13 protein-coding genes are annotated in these 19,914 nt (G+C 38.5%); 2 read left to right on the top strand and 11 right to left on the bottom strand.

Features of this window, described 5'->3' with window-relative positions; translation table 11 throughout:
* Positions 1 to 191: 191 nt before the first annotated feature.
* The 3 genes from I6E11_RS12430 to I6E11_RS12420 all read right to left on the bottom strand — a co-directional run bounded on the left by I6E11_RS12430 (position 192) and on the right by I6E11_RS12420 (position 2,704).
* Positions 192 to 1,922, bottom strand: a complete 1,731-nt coding sequence (locus tag I6E11_RS12430; RefSeq protein WP_235338497.1) for an IS66 family transposase — start codon at positions 1,920 to 1,922, stop codon at positions 192 to 194.
* A gap of 90 nt (positions 1,923 to 2,012) precedes the next feature.
* Positions 2,013 to 2,345, bottom strand: a complete 333-nt coding sequence (gene tnpB / locus I6E11_RS12425; protein ID WP_235338496.1) for an IS66 family insertion sequence element accessory protein TnpB — start codon at positions 2,343 to 2,345, stop codon at positions 2,013 to 2,015.
* Positions 2,339 to 2,704 carry a hypothetical protein gene (locus tag I6E11_RS12420; RefSeq protein WP_235338495.1) on the bottom strand — a complete coding sequence of 122 codons (366 nt, stop codon included), beginning with the start codon at positions 2,702 to 2,704 and terminating at the stop codon, positions 2,339 to 2,341. Before I6E11_RS12420 ends, tnpB begins: the two co-directional genes overlap by 7 nt.
* Before the next feature lie 55 nt (positions 2,705 to 2,759).
* Here I6E11_RS12420 and I6E11_RS12415 point away from each other — a divergent pair, with 55 nt between their 5' ends.
* Both I6E11_RS12415 and I6E11_RS12410 read left to right on the top strand, forming a co-directional pair.
* The gene (locus tag I6E11_RS12415; protein ID WP_317221521.1) at positions 2,760 to 3,476 is read left to right on the top strand and encodes a leucine-rich repeat domain-containing protein; all 717 of its coding nucleotides are present in this window, start codon (positions 2,760 to 2,762) and stop codon (positions 3,474 to 3,476) included.
* Positions 3,477 to 3,553: 77 nt separating this feature from the next.
* Positions 3,554 to 4,348, top strand: a complete 795-nt coding sequence (locus I6E11_RS12410; protein ID WP_235338494.1) for a DUF1573 domain-containing protein — start codon at positions 3,554 to 3,556, stop codon at positions 4,346 to 4,348.
* Between the two features lie 16 nt (positions 4,349 to 4,364).
* Here the strand turns inward: I6E11_RS12410 and I6E11_RS12405 are convergent, their stop codons facing one another.
* The 8 genes from I6E11_RS12405 to I6E11_RS12370 all read right to left on the bottom strand — a co-directional run bounded on the left by I6E11_RS12405 (position 4,365) and on the right by I6E11_RS12370 (position 19,175).
* Complete coding sequence (locus I6E11_RS12405) at positions 4,365 to 5,480, bottom strand: hypothetical protein (protein ID WP_235338493.1); 1,116 nt, start codon at positions 5,478 to 5,480, stop codon at positions 4,365 to 4,367.
* 76 nt (positions 5,481 to 5,556) lie between these two features.
* Complete coding sequence (locus tag I6E11_RS12400) at positions 5,557 to 7,365, bottom strand: leucine-rich repeat domain-containing protein (RefSeq protein ID WP_235338492.1); 1,809 nt, start codon at positions 7,363 to 7,365, stop codon at positions 5,557 to 5,559.
* Positions 7,358 to 9,103 carry a BACON domain-containing protein gene (locus I6E11_RS12395; protein WP_235338491.1) on the bottom strand — a complete coding sequence of 582 codons (1,746 nt, stop codon included), beginning with the start codon at positions 9,101 to 9,103 and terminating at the stop codon, positions 7,358 to 7,360. Before I6E11_RS12395 ends, I6E11_RS12400 begins: the two co-directional genes overlap by 8 nt.
* A gap of 16 nt (positions 9,104 to 9,119) precedes the next feature.
* On the bottom strand, positions 9,120 to 11,861 hold the full coding sequence (locus I6E11_RS12390) for a DUF4458 domain-containing protein (RefSeq protein WP_235338490.1): 2,742 nt from the start codon (positions 11,859 to 11,861) through the stop codon (positions 9,120 to 9,122).
* Between the two features lie 14 nt (positions 11,862 to 11,875).
* Positions 11,876 to 13,744: a BACON domain-containing protein gene (locus tag I6E11_RS12385; protein WP_235338489.1), complete on the bottom strand. Its 1,869-nt coding sequence runs from the start codon at positions 13,742 to 13,744 to the stop codon at positions 11,876 to 11,878.
* A gap of 22 nt (positions 13,745 to 13,766) precedes the next feature.
* The gene (locus tag I6E11_RS12380) at positions 13,767 to 14,642 is read right to left on the bottom strand and encodes a DUF4843 domain-containing protein (protein ID WP_235338488.1); all 876 of its coding nucleotides are present in this window, start codon (positions 14,640 to 14,642) and stop codon (positions 13,767 to 13,769) included.
* A gap of 16 nt (positions 14,643 to 14,658) precedes the next feature.
* Positions 14,659 to 16,206 carry a RagB/SusD family nutrient uptake outer membrane protein gene (locus tag I6E11_RS12375; RefSeq protein WP_235338487.1) on the bottom strand — a complete coding sequence of 516 codons (1,548 nt, stop codon included), beginning with the start codon at positions 16,204 to 16,206 and terminating at the stop codon, positions 14,659 to 14,661.
* A gap of 23 nt (positions 16,207 to 16,229) precedes the next feature.
* Positions 16,230 to 19,175, bottom strand: coding sequence for a SusC/RagA family TonB-linked outer membrane protein (locus tag I6E11_RS12370; RefSeq protein WP_235338486.1), 2,946 nt, complete (start codon positions 19,173 to 19,175; stop codon positions 16,230 to 16,232).
* Positions 19,176 to 19,914 lie beyond the last annotated feature (739 nt).

Here is a 19,914-nt window from a genome sequence, read left to right as displayed (position 1 = left end):
TGTTTGCCGCCAGCTTCTTTCAGATTCCACCTCACGATGGACACCCTTGCTATTGGCTGTATGATTCCCGCTATTAGGGCTCATTAGGGACTTGCACCCGTTAGCTAATACTCATGCCGAGCATACTGTCCCCTTTTAGACGGACGCCAGCAAGCGCCCGTCTAAAAAAGAGTCCACAAATTTAACGATTATTATTTGCATATTGTCATGGGAAGGAGGTTTTCGTAATCCGTTCTTCCCTTTTTTAATTCTCTGAGCAGCCTGCAGAAGTAATCCCTGAAGGAGACTCCTGCCTGTTTGCATGTTTCTATAAAGGTATTATAGATTGCGGAGTTCTGTATTCCTTTCACACTTCCGAAGAACAGGCTGTTCTTTCGTTGGACAGTGATTGGTCTTATCGCTCTTTCAGCCGCCATATTGTCTATGGAGTATTCTCCCTCATTTCTGTAGGAGAAGATCTGATTCCAGAAGTTTTTCAGATAGTTAAGGGCCTTGCCCATAAGCTCGCTTCGACTCTCATCCGGATTTGCTGGAGGAGAGAAGGCTATCAGCTCAAGGAAGATTCTTACCTGCAGACTTCCTTGGTCGTAGGCGTACTTGAACTTAGCTCTTGCATGAGCCAGACAGCAGAGATGCTCTATATCCATAAGCTCATTGTCAAGATACATATATACGTTGTAGCCGTCGCTCTGCAGTGATTTGATTTTTGCATCACCAAGGAACTCCTTCAACACGTTTCTGTTCCTGCCTCCATGTTTCTGTACACCTTCATCATCCGTTGTATCCTCATAAAAGAAGATGACTATACGGGCCTTTCTGTTTACCAGACACCACATATACGTCTTACGTTTCTTATTGTAAGCGTGGTAACGAAGCCATGTCTCGTCCACATTCACGTTCGCACCGTCCTGAAGGGCAATTTTCTTGAGGGCAGGTATCAGCTTATTGAGCTGCATGGCACCTTTCTCGGCCCAGTTCAGCAGGTTTTGAGGAGAGGTGTTCCAGTCCATATCCGACAGACGGTTCTTAGCTTCCCTGTATGCCGGTGTTGACATCTGGAAGTGGTTGAACATGAGATACGAGAGCATGTTTGCCGTAATGCTTGTACCCGGTACTATCTCATTGTAGATGTCAGCCCGGGCGTCATCTTTCATGGGAAGAAACATGCTTTCAATCCTGCCGTCGGCATGTTTCACCTTAAGCACTTCAAAGTGATGTTCCTCAATGTAGCTCACGATATTTCTTATTTTACGGTAGCTTGATGATATCACTACAGAACCCTTAGGGAGCATTGTATAATCGGACTTATGTATTATCGGAGTGCCTACACATTCCTTGTTGTATCTCATTCCTTTTCTATACGGTCTTTCCTTGGAAACAGGAGCGACCGGAGTATCCTGCGTGTCGCATGATGCGGCAGAGTCTGACTGTGGAACTTCAGTTGTCGGAGCAGTGGGAGTTCCTTCAAAGTCATCCTTGTCATCATGCTTTCCTTTTACAGTCTTTTTACGGTCAATGCCTTTGAGGCTTTTGGAAGAAGCGTATGTCTGGGTGTTCATAAGTGAAAGACGCTCGACAAGGGCATTATGCTTCTTCTCAAGCTTTTTGTATTCCTTTAACTGCATCTTATATTCAAGAGCAACCTTTTCAGCCTTGCTGTTTGCCTTGAGCAGGGAATCTGTAAGGGAGTCTATTTTCTTATTGGCTTCCTTCAGATCTTTTCCTATTTCATCAAGTCTTGCTATCATTTCATCAAGCTGCTTGCTCTTGTTCTGATTCTCCTCAAACAGGAACAGGGCGAACCTCTTTATCTGCTCATTATCCATTCCTTCAAGGGGCGTATGCTCCTTTTCGGGTCTGTCCATCATCTCTTCAAGATGCTTGCGTCTGAGTGTATTTTCTATGAGTTCTTCCAGTTCCATGTTCTCTAAATTTTATGTAAAGATACTCATTTTCAGTGAGATACACAAATATTTAGAGAACTTTTATCGCTGATTATCAGAACTTTATCGCTAAATTCTTATACTAGTTATTACCGGAGTTTCAAGTATTGTGACCAGGTCTTTCCAGTCTATTTTATATACTGTCACATCGTCCTTGCGCTCTATTTTCATGAACTTATAGCCCTTAATGAAGGACTTCTCATGAAGGTAGTAGGCATTGCGCTCATAGTGTATCATACGAACCTTGCGCTGGTCTTTAGACATGAACATGTAAACGTCTCCGTTCAGCGTATCTCGGTGATATCTGCCGCGGATTATCTCACATATACGCTGGGCCTTGCATCTCATGTCATGAAGTTCAGGAAGATAATAGAAGTTATGCAGTCCGTTTATACTTAGCATAAGCCCTCCAGTTTCTCCACCAGTGTTTTCAGCCCCTGATAGTCTAAGCCTTTCTTCTGAATGCACAAGCCCTCACGGGTTCTTATCGTCACCATGATGCTTCCTTTATGGGGAGTTGTACGTTTGGGCTTGTCTTTAGCAACATCCTGCTGTTCTTCATTACCAGCCTGAATCAACTCTTCCGGAATACCTTCCACTTCTACAGGTACAACCTTCTTTTGTGTCTTCTTGAACCAGTCATAGAATGCCGTGTATGGAATATTGTTGCTAACGCAGAATGAGTTGATGGAAACTCCATTGGGTTCGCCCTCGGTCTTGTAGAGGAACCACAGTCTTTCAAAATCTTTTTCGCTAAACATAATCTTTCAAGTTTTAAGTTTAGCACGAAGGTATGGGAAAGAGACATGCTAGTCAATACGCCAATTTTGGAAGCTTACATTAGAAAATGTTGACATCTCCCAAACACAAATTGAAGTAATATCCGAATCAGCTTTTATCGACAGCGGCCTGAAAGAAATCATTTTACCGTCCAATCTTAAAGAGATAGCAAGCCAGGCATTCTACGGGACCGCCAATTTGCAGAACATATCAATCAGCCGGTCCACAACAGTAATAGGCAATAAAGCATTCTACAACTCCGGTCTGACGAGTATTACCCTACACAACGGCCTCAACACAATCGGATACATGGCTTTTGCCAACTGCACCGGCCTGACAAAGATAAGTAAGACATCAGAATCCACAAACACAGGAGGGCGTATCCTTATAGGAGCGTTCCAGGATTGCACCTCGCTTACCGAAGCTACGCTGCCGGACAATATCACCACCATGGAAGGCTACACTTTCATAGGTTGCGAGAAGCTCGGAAAGATAATCCTTCCCAAAAACCTGAAAAGCATTGGAGACTTAGGTTTAAGGACAAACTACGATGTCAGCACAATAGTATTCAATTCATTGGAAATACCGGTACTGTCAAATATACCAGACAGCTCCATACCAAACGTACTACCATTCGTTGACAACATAAATGAAATCCTTGTCCCCTCACAAAGCGTAGAAGAATACAAAAACAGGCTTACTTCGTATGCAGACAAGATAAAAGAGAATCAAATCCACGATGCTTCTAAATAAATGACTGCTACAGATGTTTGCAAATATATGTCGAATACGCTACGGTAAGAAATTCTGAGTTGCAAAAAGAGATGCAGATGATAGCGATACAAAAAAATAAAAGAATTTGTTTAACTTTGCAAAATATAATCACTGTATCACTTTTTAAAATAATTATGGCAAAACAAAAATGCATAAAAATAAGAGTATGCTTTATAATAATATTATTATTAGGCTTTCATCCGACTAAAATAAATTCACAAATAGAATTTCATGTAATAGACAAAAGCCTCGGAATTATAAATCAAAATGGAGATATTCATCAGATTGAATACACCTTTATAAATAACACCAATAAACCAATAGCGATATCACATGTAGCAACGAGTTGCGGATGCGCAATGCCATCGTATGACAAAAAACCTGTAATGCCTAAAGAAACAGGAAAGATATCAGTATCATTCAATCCTGTAGGAATAAAAGGATTCTTCAACAAGCAAATTACCGTATATTTCTCCGGCTCACCAACACCTGTCAAGCTGAGCTTCAAAGGGAACGTATCATCAAACACTACATTTAAAGAAGGATACAATTACAACATTGGAAACATACAGTTCAGAAACATCAGAACTACACTTAAAAGTAATTCATCGAACACTGTCATGAGAGTAATTCCCATGACAAATATATCCGACAGCGATATAGAAGTCATAATAAAGACAAACGTAAAAGGAATTTTCTTTGATGAAAACGAGTTCTTATTTAAAGCTCGTTCTGATAAAGACCTTAATATATATTATAAACCTCAAGAAAAGAACAGCATAAAAATAAGACTTACCGACGGTGGCAAGGAAAAAAATAGAGTTGTATTAAAAGTCATAGAAGACCAATAATACAACTCTCTATGGATTATTCCCAATAAGTAAAACTGCGCTTAACAGTAAAATTACCGGTGATGTGAGTTTCATCCACATCTGTATTCAACCAGTATGTAGCATCGACCCAATTCTCATGCTCATCAAATTCTGAATATGAATATGACTCTTCGGCTCCGTTGGTACCTCCCTCCAAATCATCTGTTCTAACAATCCCAGTCAAGAGATTTTTATCATTGTACCAATATTGAAGACTATATTTTAGGTTAATTTCCATTCCTTCAATTGAACTTTGCCTTTCAAACGTGACATTCTTCGGTGCAAGATATCTGTTAGGATAATACTCACGTACGGTCTTTTCATAATACGAACCTTCCGGCATACCGTACTCGCCTGACATGTCTGACTGCTTTTCCTCTTTCAGAAGATATCCTTTTTCGCTAAAAGAATATTTAACGTTATCAGTAGAGTTCACAGATTCGCCTACTGTTTTAATCTCGCTTAATGAAGTAGGATAATCAGAATTCTTATACATATATGTTCCTGTAACCAATACTTTAAAGAAACCAGCAGATTGTTCATTTGAATATTCCACTTTACTTCCGTCACACTCTAAAATCTTCTTGCCATTGATTTTTACAGATTTTACTCCTTTCTGAAGTATAAAATCTATAGTTCCCACAGCAAAAGGCAGAGGCACGTATAAATCGTGGTCACCATATTCTATTGTATATACCTCGTCATCACCATCCACCCCCACAGTATGAAAAGTAGCGACAACGAGCCTGTCTTCGTCATCATATTGGTATGTATTTATTCTTGCATCTACCGGTATCCATCTGCTTTCTGCCTCAGTTTCACCAAATGGGTCATACTTTATGATATTACCTTTTTCATTGAAATAATATTTGTATGGGACTTCAAAAGTTTCACCGTCTTCTTCCTGTATCCTTCTCTCTATCATTTCCTTCGGTTTTCCTTTCAACCCCATCAGGCGACAATGAGCAAATTCAGATATATAATCCTGTTCTTGCTGATTATCTCCTGGATTTTCTGTCACCGGCGGATTTTCTCCCGGAGTTTCATCGTCTTTACACGATGAAACCAGCATCAGAGAACTTGCTAACAATATAGTGTAAAATACTTTCATAAATATATTTATAAATAGACATTGCCGGACAATACACAACAAGCCCGGCAATGTATCATATTATTTGTTTATTGAATTATTTATGAAGATCTGCCCAGATTTCATCAAATTCCTTTGCAAAGTTAAGCTGATAACCATTAGATTCATGTCTGAAAGGACAATCGTCATTCCAACATTTCTCATATGTTACTCCCGGTGCATTACGGTTATACACTATTACCGGATAATCAGGCAATTGCTTATCACCGTTTCCTCCAAACATTACGTCACCTTTCAAACAACACCAAGTTGAAGGAACAGTCCATTCCAATGATGTACATCCGTCGAGATTCAAAGATTTGAGGTTTACAGGAACTTCAGTTCTGCCATTGACTGTTTCAGTATATACTCCAAAATCATTTTCTGGTACAGTCGACAATCCTGTATTTCCCGACAAATCAATCACTGATAATTTTTTATTATTTTCAAACGTACCTTCATTGACTGTTGTTATATTATTATTCGCAGCAGAGAAATAACATAAATTTTCCCATTTTGACAAATCAGGAATTTCTGTAAGTCCACAATTATTCAAGCTTAAAAGTATTATGCTTGTATTTTTATCAGTAGGTACCCCAAAAGAAGTCAACTTATTACCATCAAAGAACAACTGATCCAAATTTGGATTTTCATTGATTTTAAGTTTATTAAAATCAATAGAAGTCAGTTTATTATCAGCCATTGAAAGAGTTCTCAATTCCTTAATATTAGCAACTACATCTGGTATATCAGTAAATGCACATCCGTCAAGCAACAATCCCTGGAACTTAGTACGAGTTGAAGGTACTTCTGTAGGCAAAGATGAAAGATTCTCATTCCAACGGAAGTCGAAAGTATAAACCCTGTACAATGCAGTAAAAGTATTTGCAGGCAAAGAAGAAATCTTTGTATGCTGGATACGCAACTGCGACATTTTTTCCAATTTAGTAAATGCGTCTTCAGGTATCTGTGAGATTTCGTTACCTACCAAATCAAGCATTTCCAATTTTTCATGATTGCTCAAACAAGTTGGGAACTCTGTTAGTTTACTGTCAATTATTGAAATCTTATACAGGTGCTTGATATAAAGATTTTCCGGCAATGACTTCAATGAAGTATTGATAATTTCAATAGACTGCAGATTACTTTCACTAAGTTCAACAGGAAGTTCCTCAAACTCAGGAATATCGCGAATCATTATATTCTCAAGAGTTGTGAAACGTGCTATATTTGCAGGAAGTTTTTTCATGCCTTTAAACTTCTCGTCAAATACTATTCCTGCCAAATACTGTTCATCCTCATCATATTCCAAGTTCTCCCATTTAGTAATATCCTCATTTTCTTCGCGCCAAGTTTTTGGCCACAAAGTAGAGTCAGGGCCAAAAATCTCAGTACACAAACCGAAAAGTTTATTTTTCAACATATCGGCAGACAGTATTTCAAGGACATTCACAGGGAAATAAAATGCCGTTGCCTGATCATGAGTTATAGAAAAAGTATTTTCCGATGAATCCGGCAAATACATTTCGTGCAACTGGTCACCCTTATTATCGTATGCAACGTATCTTATTACCGTATAATTACCAACGTCCAAACGAAGTACGTCCGACACCATTTCTTCACCGTCAGCCTTTACGTCAATTGTCGGTAAAACTATATTTTCATCCTCACCATCTTTCTTTATAGTAACTTTCAAACGCGCTACATCTGTTATATCGTCTATGGTATATACAGTGTGTTCAAAAAAGCGGAAAGTTATTTCTCCTTGTCCTTCTTCCAAAGGAGGATTATCAAAATTGTCGTCCTTACACCCTACAAACAGAGCTGAAAACAACAACAGACAATAAAATAAATAATTTTTAATCATGATTCTTCCACAAGTTAAAACGTTCATAATATCTCCAATATCCGGCCAAAGGAGCTCCCTTAGTCTTTTCGTATTCGTTGAGTTCCGGCAAATACAATACTGTTTCTACGGTTTCTTCCGATTCGTCAGGGCAATCTATATAATCAAATTCATTAGTATTTGTAAATCCAACTTTATCCGTTAATGGTGACTTTCCTTTCTGGTTAAATATCAGAACTTCCGGATCCCAGCATCCGCGATTAGGATGATTTAGAATCCAATTCGGAAGTTTTCCATGGAATTTGTTCATATTCAGTCGCAAAGTACGAAGTTTTGGCATTACTATTTCCGGGTATGGTATATCTTCGAGTTCACCATACAAATAGTTATATCCTATTCCAAGGTGTTCCAAGTCAGGGAACATTGTAAACAATGAATTATCAACTTCTCCTGTCAAGCCAAGATCCGTTTCCCTGTTAACTCCCAATGGCAAGTCTGTCATATCATCCATAGAGTCCTTCTTACGATTACCTCCGATTTCAAGATATTTCAAGGTCTTAGCACCAGGCTGGTTTCTATATGCTGAAGTTAAACCGTTAAGAGACCACAACAAAGACTTTGGCTTTGATGGCTTTCCCAATTCCAAGAAACTGTTTCCATACAGGTTGAGTTCCTCAAGATTAGTCATCTCAGCCCATTTTTCAGGTGCAGGCAATTCACTCAAGCCATATGCATAAAGAGACAAGCTCCTAAGATTTTTCAGTTGAGTTATTTCATCACCAAGCTTTATAGATTTAATATGCGAGTTAGAGTTAGCCTTGATTTCAAGAGTACGCAACTGGTCAAGTTTTGCAATCTGGAATGGGATAGAACGATCTGTGTCAAACATAAAGATACTTACACCAACTATTCTTTCTTCTACTCTTTTCTCCGGCTCAGAAATGCCATCATCATACATATATTCAATTTCTTCTGTTTCAATATTATCCCAGTGAGTAATAGGACGGCTTGTGTCCCAATAAGTTCCAAACAATCCCATCTGTCTTGCTATAGTTACAACAGCAAGGGAATCACCACGACGTGAAGGAATAATATCCTCCATATGTTCCTGTGTTACTTTATATACAGAAACAATTCCTCCTTCTTTGTTTTCCTTGAAATTTATATTCAAGATTCTGTCTTCCAAACCACTGTTAATATCATAATGGAATCTGAATTTCTTTGATTCCGGCTTTGTCAAAGAAGGAGTATAAGAATATTCCTCATCCGTCGTAATCCATGTATCATTAGATTCTGTATTTTCAATATTAACATTGTATTCCACATTCGCCATTACTTCGACATCGAAATACGCTTTCTCTTCGTCTGCATAGTACGGCAATGAAACCTCATCAGTAATAATCTTGATTACAGGCGCATATCCCAACTGATTTACCGTTATTTCTCTCAAGTCCGAGCCACAGATAAAAGTGATTTTAGCAGTACGTTCGTCATATCTTGTAGATTGGTCAACTACCACACGACATACTGCATCACCGTTACCGTTAGCAGGAGAAACCATACACCATGAAGCATTCGATTTGGCAATCCAATCCCCTTTTGCGCTGACAGAGATTTCTTCCTCACCTCCTGCATCATACATATTAAGTTCAGTCTTATCTATCTCTATACCATTGATAGTGGTATCATCTTCCTTACATGAGAAAGAGATAAAACTGATTAATCCTATGATTAATATTCTGTTTATAAATTTATTCATAATGTTACCTTATTAATTAGTTTTCAGTTTCCAATATAGGACATCCTGTAATCAGCTGTGTAGCGTCATAGTAAAGAAACATTCTACCCATCTCTATGAATGTACAAACATGAGAAGGAACCTGCATTTCCAGATTTGGATTATCTGTTACATTAAACTCCGCCAACTGATCAGGGAAATCAGATTCAATAATCTTGCGTATATCATTTCCTGATACATCCAATACTCTCAAGCCAAAAGCCTTATGTACATTCTGAGGGAAGACCTTCAGACATGGCACTGTCACTTCATTAACACCTGTACCTTTTATTTCATACTGTCCTGAAAGAAACACCTTACTCATGGCCTGCACATTGAATATATTTAAAGGGAAAATTGAGAACGCGTTATTACTCAAATCGATTCCTGTAAAGTATGGATAATTCAGCAGATTAAACTTGTACGGTATATAACGCAGACGGTTACCTTTCAAATCCAATGCCACAATCTGGCTTGGCTCTGGTTTCTCTTTTGTATCAATATTTATCAGCAATGCTTCCGCCGGAATAGAGTCAAGTCCACAACATGCAAGCTGAAGATTCAATACTATAGAACCTGTTTCAGCCAAGGCATCAGGAAAATAATGTTTATTATTTCCATATTTACAGTCATCATTTTCACCAAAATTATTTGAAGTCAGATTCAAAGTCTCGGTCTTTACCCCATTGAAATTTTCCGGGAATGAGCTTATCTTATTATAAGAGAAGTCCAAAAGCGTAGCAGCCGGAATCGTACTGTCCTCATCACCATTAATCTCTTCCTTATATAGATTAGGGAACACAGTCAGGGCATTGTTTGTAAGGTTGAGAGTTTCCAAATCCTCAGTAGCACAGAAGTTATCATCAACCGTTGTGATACTGTTATCAGCAAAAATCGCTTCAACAGGTCTGAACAAACGTGTCGTACCATCTCCATCAACCATTGCAGGAAGCTCTGTCAGTCTGTTTCTTGTCATTTCAAGCATTCTGAGGTCAGCAATATTCTTGATATTTTCAGGGAAGTCACTGATTCTGTTTCCTATAAGATACATCAACTGCAGAGTCTTACAGATTGGATATTTTTTATCTGCAAACAAAGAATTCAAATCCTCATTACCTGTAGCATTTGTACCAGAGAACATCTGAGGATTTATAGAAAAGTTAAGAACTACAAGGTTCAAATTCTTCAAATCTTCTACAGGAACTTTTGTCATATTCTTACAGTTATAAATCTCAAGTTCCTCAAGGGCTGTCAGTTCTTTAAAAGAGGCTGGAAGCTCAGAAACCAATCCATTGGCAATAAACAATGTCTTTAGTTTTTTAAGATTGCCTATATTTTCAGGCAAGCCTTTAATTCTGTTAGTCTGCTTTCCCTGATTGTTTCCGTAAGTCACAGGTGTAGCATATTTCATCACATCAACATCTTTCTTCTTTGGAGTAAATAAGTCCGTACGCACTGTAGAAGGGTGCATCAAAGCCCTGCGTGCGCGGAACACATCCATATAATCTCTTTCGAAATTATAGTTAGGATTGTGGTTCAGCTTCCACATATCTATGGCAAAGCCATTCATTTCGTCTGTTATTACGTTTGGATCGCCTACTTCATTATGATGACCGAGATACAGCACTTCAAGTTCCGACAAGTCACAAAGAGCATCAGGAACATCACCAGATGGATTGAATGCTCCAAGATCCAGCTGGACTACTCGTCCGGCATTGTTTAAAGTAACACAAGGCTGGTTTCCCCATTCATCAACCGGCCTGTTTTCAAAACGCCAGTTGGCACCAATAGGGAAGTTTTCGCCATAATAGCTCCACTCCTCACCTTCCATATTTTTCCATATATTATACAGAGCTATATAGTCTTTTATAGCCAAGTTACCTTCTTCATACTTTATAGGAACTTCAGGTGACTGTACTTCATTAGGAACAACATTTACAAAGCAATCCTTCAAGTCCTGCGCAAGGAGCAACAGACGTTCATCCGAAGCAAACATTCTGATTTGAGTTATTTCATATTCTTTTGCCTCAACAGAGATTGTATCTGTACGCAAAAGGCCTGTTTCGTAATCACGATAAACGTCGCACAGGCGAGTGTACGGCTGCTGCTGTGTACCTTTCTTCTTATAATAGATTTCTACACTTTCAATATTGTTATAATTGAATTCATCTTCGTCCTGTGTTGTTTCAGGTTCTACCGATCTTGAAAGAGCTTTACCTGCAGCCTGAGCCGCATCATCGAAAGCGGTCAAATCTTTAGTCAGAAGGAACGATACATTACCTCTTAATACCGACTTGACATCCACATCAACCTTAGTGATATAAGATGAAGTAATACTGAAGGAAGTAAGTTCGTCCAAGTCTATCTGCATAATAGGCTTTAGGTCTTCACCTACTGTTTCTGACACACCATAAAGTGTATAGCTCTGGAGTTTATAATTACCGTCAAGAAGTTGCAGTTTTTCTGATGTCAGTCCCATTTCTCCCATTCCTTCTACCGAAGTAAGGTTCAATGTCTGCGTAATACGGTTGTCATTATGCAACAATGTTACTTCTATCTTTTTAGCTTCACTCAGGTAGTCCAAATCCTGAGAAGCACGGGTACCTACGGATGCTACCTGAAACAGTACATATCCGTACCCGCTTTCAATCTGCTCAGTTGTTTCGTCTGAGCAGGATGTTACTCCTGCTACAAACAGCAGGAGCAACATTAGCTTATTAATTATGTCTTTATATTTCATATTTGTTTTCTAAATTATTGTTCTGTAGAAGGAGATGCAGCTGCTTGCTTAATTGTAAATGAGCCGAAATACTGTTCAGGCTTTCCATCTCCTAACCATGCTGCTAAATATATAGTTACTTCTCGTTCTGTACCAGTATTATTTTCCTTAACTTTAATACAGAACTTATTTCCTGGTACATACGAATCGTAGTCAAACTCAGCCCAATCTATATTAAGTGGATTTCCACCTTCTATATATTTGTTATCTTCTGTAAAAGATACTTCATCATACATTGTTATAAATCCAGGTTCATCAGATGAATACTCAATAGTCAAGACACCACCTTTGGCATCAACATTATGTACTACTGGTTCATCCTTAGCAACATCTTCAGATTCAAATGTATATTCATTTACATAAGCTGCTTGTCCAAAAGGAATACTTTCGCATATACCGGTTACACCTTTCTTCATAGTAAAAGAAGTCCAACTTTCATCTGTAGCTTCAAAATATTCAGTAAAGTCGTTTTTCTCAGCCATAAACAATTTAAAGTATCTAACTTCTCCATCATCCATCATAGCAGTACTTCTATCTTTTACTGACAACCTAAACTTTTTTGTTTGTGCCATTGTACGTGTTGAAGATATATCTGTACATGTTATAACAGACCTTGAGGCAGGTGAATAAGTATCCTTCTCATCAGGATTCAAAGATCGATTATAAAACATTAATATCGGATAAACTTCTTGAATAGTACTACGCACCTCAATATCTATTGACAATACCGCCCCCTCATCTTTTGCTGTTGCAGAAAACATTTTCCATCCGGTTCCAGTTAAATCAACTTTTAAAGCATTAAAGGCCGTATTGTCTATTTCTATATATTTATCGCCTACGCCTTTCTTTATGAAAGTTATATTTATAGTCTTATTATTGTCATTTTCATATTGGAAAGACAATTCACTAGAACTATCTTTTGAATTCAACTGTTTCTCATCAAACACTGAAAAGATAGATATTCTATTTGTAAATATTCTTTCTAATTGTTCTCCTTGTTCAACATTACTTACTTCACTTATTATTGTATTACTCAAATCTGTCAACAATTTCCATGGAACATTCGATTCAACGACCAATGAAACTTGATTTTTATTTTCCAACTTCACAAATTCCACTTCTCCATTTACAGGAATCAACTCACTCTGTATATCGCCTTCTACTTTATATCTATAAAATTTAACACTCGGTGTGAATCCATCCCATCTCAAAGTCCAAGACTGAGTCTCAACTTCCGATTCTTCCGGTACAAAATTTACTGTAATGTCTTTAGGTTCTATTGTTGCCTTTTCATTATCAGCATAGAAAATAATGTCCTTAGTAGCATCATCAATTGAATAAGTCACCCAATCTACACCCTTTATCTGTATATCATACTTAAAGTTTGCAGCAACGTTTATTCTTTCTGAAATGACCTTTTTTTCGCTATCAATATATAATTCTCCTACTTCTTTGCTCACAACAAAGTTAACTCCCTGTGCTTCCTGCTTAACTTTGAAAGAAGCCATTTTACCTGTAGAAGGTTCTGTGATAATAACATTACCCTGACGTGAAACTTTTTCTGTATTTTCCTTTACTGAAACACTTACAGTGCTTTCACCTTTCTTTCCTACAGGAGTATCAATCAGAATCCATCCCTGCTCAGAAGTTGCTCTCCAGTCAGCATTTGCTGTAAAAGTTACAGATTGTGACTCTCCCGGTTCTGCAAGAAATACCACTTCTTCTTTGCTTAATACCAAATCCTTGGCATCTACGACACCTTCTTCTTCACTACATGCTGTAAACATTGTTGCACAACAAACAGACAGCAACAATGTGTAAACCAAATTCTTTATCTGTTTCATAATTATAGTATTTTAAAAGTTATTATCCGACTCCATTATTCATATCGTCTGCTTCTTCCTGAGTCAGACAGCGGAAGGCATACTGATATACTCCGAAACTACCTGCCTGAGGAACGAATACTTCAAGCCAGAGAACGAAGAAGTCCTCGTATGTATTGAAATAGCATGGATACTGCTCTACCGAACGTACATATACCCTACTGAACGAACTTTCATAAAACGCTTCCTGCTCCGGAACGGTAATAACAGGATTCAACGGGTCAGAATCATCGAATATCATACGGATAGGAAGTCTTTCCTCGTCATCGAAAATATATACCGCCATGGTTTTGTCATCAATCTTATATCCCTTTACCATATAAGAAGCTGAATTTTCACCGAACGGGAACGATGCTATCATTTCTATATTTCCACCTTCTTTCAGGAAGTCATCCATTACGAACGATTTGCACTGAAGCATTTCAACTACTGTTTCATCTTTGTAGACTGAAGAGATTTCTTCTTTCGGAGCTACAAGACGGAAACAAGCTTTCAGAGTATCATCACGCTCAAATCTGTCATACTCGGCTTTCAACTTGATTTCAGCAGTTGTCTGGCCTTTCTTTATTGTAATATTCTCAGTACCGTCAACAAAATCATAATGATAGCCACGAACGGCTGTAGATTTTTCATTTACCACCTCTACGGCATAATGACGGTCATAATCCACTGCATTTGTCACTCCGACAGGAACGGTAAACTCTTTGTCGGGATTATTGACTACCGGCATCAGATAAAGCGAATCGCTGAAAAGCGCTATTTGAGGGCCGGAGTAGTACGTTTCCTCCTGAGTACAAGAAACTATGCTTGTAACTAAAAGAAACGAATAAAATAACTTTGAAAAAATATTCTTTTTCATATCTGTATCCTTATTATTATAAGTCATTACTTGCATTACCCTTTACCACACCGTTTGTAGCCTCCAGTTCATGCTTAGGAATAGGCCATGTAGTAAGACAATATTTTGTACTGTTGTAAGGTATGTTCAATTCGTTATTGTCAGGACCATCTACTGTGTAAATCTGTTTCTTACGTTCGATAGGCAATTTCCAACGTTTCAGGTCTGACAGACGGAAACCTTCCATATAAAGTTCTATGGCACGTTCGTTCTGGATTTCCTTAAACAAATCGTCACCCGATGCGCCACTGCTACCATAAGCAGTTATACGTTTCTTGCGGAGTACAGTAAGGTCTGCATTAGCATCTTCCTCATTACCAAGCTTATAGTTTGCTTCGGCACGAACCAGATAAACTTCTGACAGACGGAACACCTTAGGCATATTGATGAACTTCTTTGTTGCACCGCCGTCGAGGTCTGTATTACCGAAGTATTTAATTACCATAGGCTGTTCATGTCCTGTTCCTACTGTATAGTCTACCACAAAAAGAGATGAACGGCAGTCGCCTTCATAAAAGAGTTTACGGATTTCTTCGGCAAACACATAATCAGGATTGTAATAATCAGGAGCAACGAAATTGAGGAATATCTGTCCCAATGATGAACCAAGGCTGGTTGAACTCATTGCAACTTTCCATATAACCTCTGTTCCTGTATCGAACGACCATATAAGTTCATAATCAGAGCCGCTTCCGGTTGTTCCGTTACACAATTCATAAACATTTGAATCTATAACCTTGCCGGCGTACTCAACAGACTTTTCAAGGTTTTTCTTTTCTTCTGCATCAGGAGTGTTTCCTGTTCCACCCATATAAAGATATATTCTTGCCCTTAAAGCATTTACGGCACCTACGCTGAAATATGGGCTGTCGGCCACTGAACGTGATGAAGGGATATATTTTTCAGCAAATTCAAGGTCGCTGATTACCTGTGCATACGATTCACGAAGTGTAGAACGTTTTACAGGAGAATCGTCCGCATACGAGAGTTTCAATGAAACACCCATTTCCTCTTTATCTGCTATATCCTCATCGTAAGCCTCGCAGAAGAAACGAATCAACTCGGCATAAGACAAAGCACGGGCAAAATAAACGTCACCCATTCTTCTTTCAAGTTCTTCCTTTTCAGCCTCAGAAGTAAGGGAATTCTGTACCTTTTCTACATTTTCCAGGAAGAAATTACATGTAGATATTATAGAATACAATGATGCATATACGCCCTGCACCTCACTGTTTGTAGGCTTGAACTGCCAGCGATAGAACTCTGTATATAAACCCATATTGGCATCCGAAGCATATGTCATGTCTGCCTGAATATCAGGAAGCAGAGTCATGCTTCCGGAATAAAGATAACCGGACTTGAACGCACTGTATATACCTGTTACAATAGTTGTACAGTCGTCCAGTGTCTCCATAGCCTGTTCCTCAGGTATTGCAGAATCAGGATATTCATCCAAAAAGCCTTTACATGAGGTTGTCCCTGCCAATACCAATGTAAACAAAAACAATTTTATATTTCTTATCATAATATTTTCTCGTTATTTATCAATTAAAATCCAACTTCAAGTCCTATAGAGAACTGACGTGACATCGGATATTGAGCCTGATACATATTTCCTGTTGACTCAGGATCCATTCCCTGGAATTTAGTAAATGTCAGCAAGTTCTGTGCCTGTGCAAATACACGCAGATTCTCTACGATTTTTGTTTTCCTCAACAGTTTTCTGTCGAAAGAATATGATACATTAAGATTTTTCAATCTAAGGAATGAAGCATCTTCCAACAAGCGGTCGTCAAATTCCATAACCACTCCATGACGAGGCACTGTTGCAATGTCACCCGGTTCTTTCCAACGGTCATAAAGAAGTTTCTTTGACTGGTTCTGGTTAATAAACATACCGTTGCTTTCGTCAAAATAGCGGTCGTTGTTCATCACCCAACGGTCTTTTACCCAGGTGAACTGAGCACTTACAGACAAACCTTTCCATGTGAACATGGTATTGAAACCACCCTGCCATGGAGCAATACTGCTCTTGCCTACAAGAACTTTATCGTTTTCGCTATATACATTGGTGATATTTCCGTCTTTGTCATACCAGAGGGCATCACCATTTACAGGGTTGACACCGGCGAAACGGTTTATGTAGAATTCTCCGTATGAATGTCCTGTCTTGAGCAACAGATTAGTATTGGCAAGTTCATAAACATCTCTGCCATTGTAAAGTTCTGTTATCTCATTGTGATTGTATGAAATATTCGCTCCGAAATTCCATCTGAAATCATTGATTCGCAGAATGTCGATATCGAAACTCAAATCAACACCCTTATTGACCATTGCTCCGATATTGCTCCACTGCTCTACATATCCTGACGTAAGTGTCACAGGAACTGCCATAAGCATGTCTGTAGTCTTTTTATGATAAAACTCTGCAACTACATTGAATCTGTCAAAGAATCCAAGCTTAAGGGCAACATTCGTTGTCAACAGTTTTTCCCAAGTCAAGTCCTCATTACCTCTTGAATAAGGAGCTATACCCGGAAGAACAGAGCCTTCAAGACCGTAAGTAGGACCTCCGGCAAACAATGCCAAATGGTCGTATGCAGGGATAGACGAGTTACCAGATGTACCGATACTACCGGAAACCTGTGCCATTGACAACCAGTCGTAATCTTCCAGGAACGACTCTTTCTTGGCATCCCACATCAAACCGATAGACCAGAAATTAGCCCAACGTGAGTTTTTACCGAAACGTGAAGAGCCATCACGGCGCAAAGAGAAATCTGCATAATACTTACCCTGATAGTTATATTCGCCACGCAGGAAGAATGACAAATATGTTGAACCTACGAAACTGTCGCTCGGACTTTCAGAACGGGTTGAGGCAGTCATGTTAAGCAACTTGTCACTGCTCTGACCGCGAGTCACGATTGAGAAAGCTTCAGACTGATTGTTTACAGCTTCCTGTCCTAACAGGAAATTAAAGTGATGATTGTCTTCATAATCAAACACATAGTTTGCTGTATTTGTCCATGTAAGGTTATAATAACGTGAGAATGAACGTCCTACATATCCCTCACCCATATTTGGAACATAACTTGGATTTGAAGAAACATCACCTCTACGGTCAAGGAAGTCAATACCTCCCATAGATTTAAGTGTCAATCCTTCAATAGGAGTAAGTTCGCCATATAGGTTTGCCATTACTTTCCACTTATTTGAAGTAGTAGGGTTATTAGCCTGCCATTCCAACGGGTTTACGTTTGTTCCCAACCATGTATCATCGCTTACTGAAGCATATGAGCCGTCTTCCTTGTAAGGATTCCAGTAAGGCAACATAAATCTTGCAGCAGAGATAGGAGTTACAGTGGTATATTCACCTGAAGTAGCTTCGCTGATATCTTCATATGAAACCGCTGAATTTGTTCCAATCTTAAACCAGCTGTTCAAACGAGCCTCCAAATTGGCACGGAATGAATAACGTGTAAAATCAGAACCAAGCGCGATACCCTGCTGATTGTAAACACCTCCTGATACATAATAGTTGAATTTGTCTGAAGCACCGCTGAACTGCAATTCTACATTAGAGAAAGGTGCATTGTCATTATATACGGCATCTCTCCAGTCTACATCAGTTCTTTCAAGAAGTTCGCGGTCATATGTTCCGGGAGTACGCAAACCGATTTCTTCTTCGTACTGCAAACGTTCGGCAGTGTTCATCTGATTCCACTTTCCGTATGCCAATTTTGAGATACCAAACTGAGCTCTGGCTGTGATATGTCCTTTTTCACCCATCTTTCCGCGTTTTGTAGTAATAACCACAACACCGTTTGCCGCACGAGCTCCGTAAATAGATGTAGACGACGCATCCTTCAAAACTGAAATGCTCTCAATATCGCTTGGATTAATAGCTGAAAAATCATCTGCCGAAATAGCAATACCGTCTAATATAAATAAAGGTGAAGTTCCGGCATTGATAGAGTTTGTACCACGAATCTGGAATGATGCCGACGCACTTGGTTCTCCGGAATCAGACATTACCTGCAAACCTGCAGCCTGACCTTGCAAAGCCTGATCAAAACTTGCGGCAGGAACGTTTGCAATCTTATCGCCTTTTACTGTCGATACAGAACCGGCGATAGTTCCTTTCTTACGGACACCGTAAGCCACAACCACAACTTCATCAACCAACTGCGAATCATCCTGCATTACTACATTTAAAACGCCTGTTGAAGCATTAACAGACAACTCCTGTGTCTGCATACCAATGTAAGAGAAGACCAAGGTCGCATTTTTACCCTGAATCTTAAGCTCATAGTTACCATCAATATCGGTAACCACCCCATTTGTCGTTCCTTTCTGAAGGATAGATACACCAATCAATGGCTCACCGTTTGATTTAGACACCACATTTCCCTTAACAGAAAATGACTGTGCCAAAGCCATCTGAATACCTATCACAGCAAAAAAGACCAACCAAAGACATAATCTTTTCATCTTTTGCTATTATAAATTTTAAAATTAAAAATTAAATGAATTTACACATCAAAACACAACGCACCACAAAGCATCAACATCCACATCCTCCACCGAGAAGCGAATGTTTAAACATGACTCTTTATTTGCGCCGGAATATATAGAGAAAAGGGACATAAACGGGAACACCTTCCCATAAATGCCTCAAAAGGATTTATTTACTAAAAAGGATCTCGTGATTTGACTTTACGAAACACGATATCCCAATTGTTAAAAAACAGAGAACTTTCCAAATTAGTAGCCATCTCTCAATCCTATATCTTAATTATACTTTAATTTTTGAAACGGCGCAAAATTACAAAAGTATGTCATAACATAAAATTAATTGATGAAGTTATTTACTTACAAAACATAAGCATCTATAAATAAACATTTTTATAGGCATTACATTTTGCCATAAGGCAAATACAAATGCTTTCTTTTTGTCAAAATCAAGCAAACAAAAGCATAAACACATTACAAATTGTCATAATCAGATTTATTTCAACTTAAAAGTATAAATATTGTTAACAAGGACATTCGTACTAAATAATATAATAAATCTCTACACGCATATAATATTATATTTAATCAATAAGTAAGTGATCTAAAATATTTTTATATTCAGCATAAATTATTAATATTGTCTCATGATATTTTAGAAATTGAATCATGAAACATATAAAAGTGCTTGAATTGAGTGAGGCTGATCGCCTCAAAC

The organism is Bacteroides caecigallinarum (genome assembly GCF_021531075.1).
Lineage (GTDB): Bacteria > Bacteroidota > Bacteroidia > Bacteroidales > Bacteroidaceae > Phocaeicola > Phocaeicola caecigallinarum_B.
This window is presented reverse-complemented; position numbering and strand designations above follow the sequence as displayed.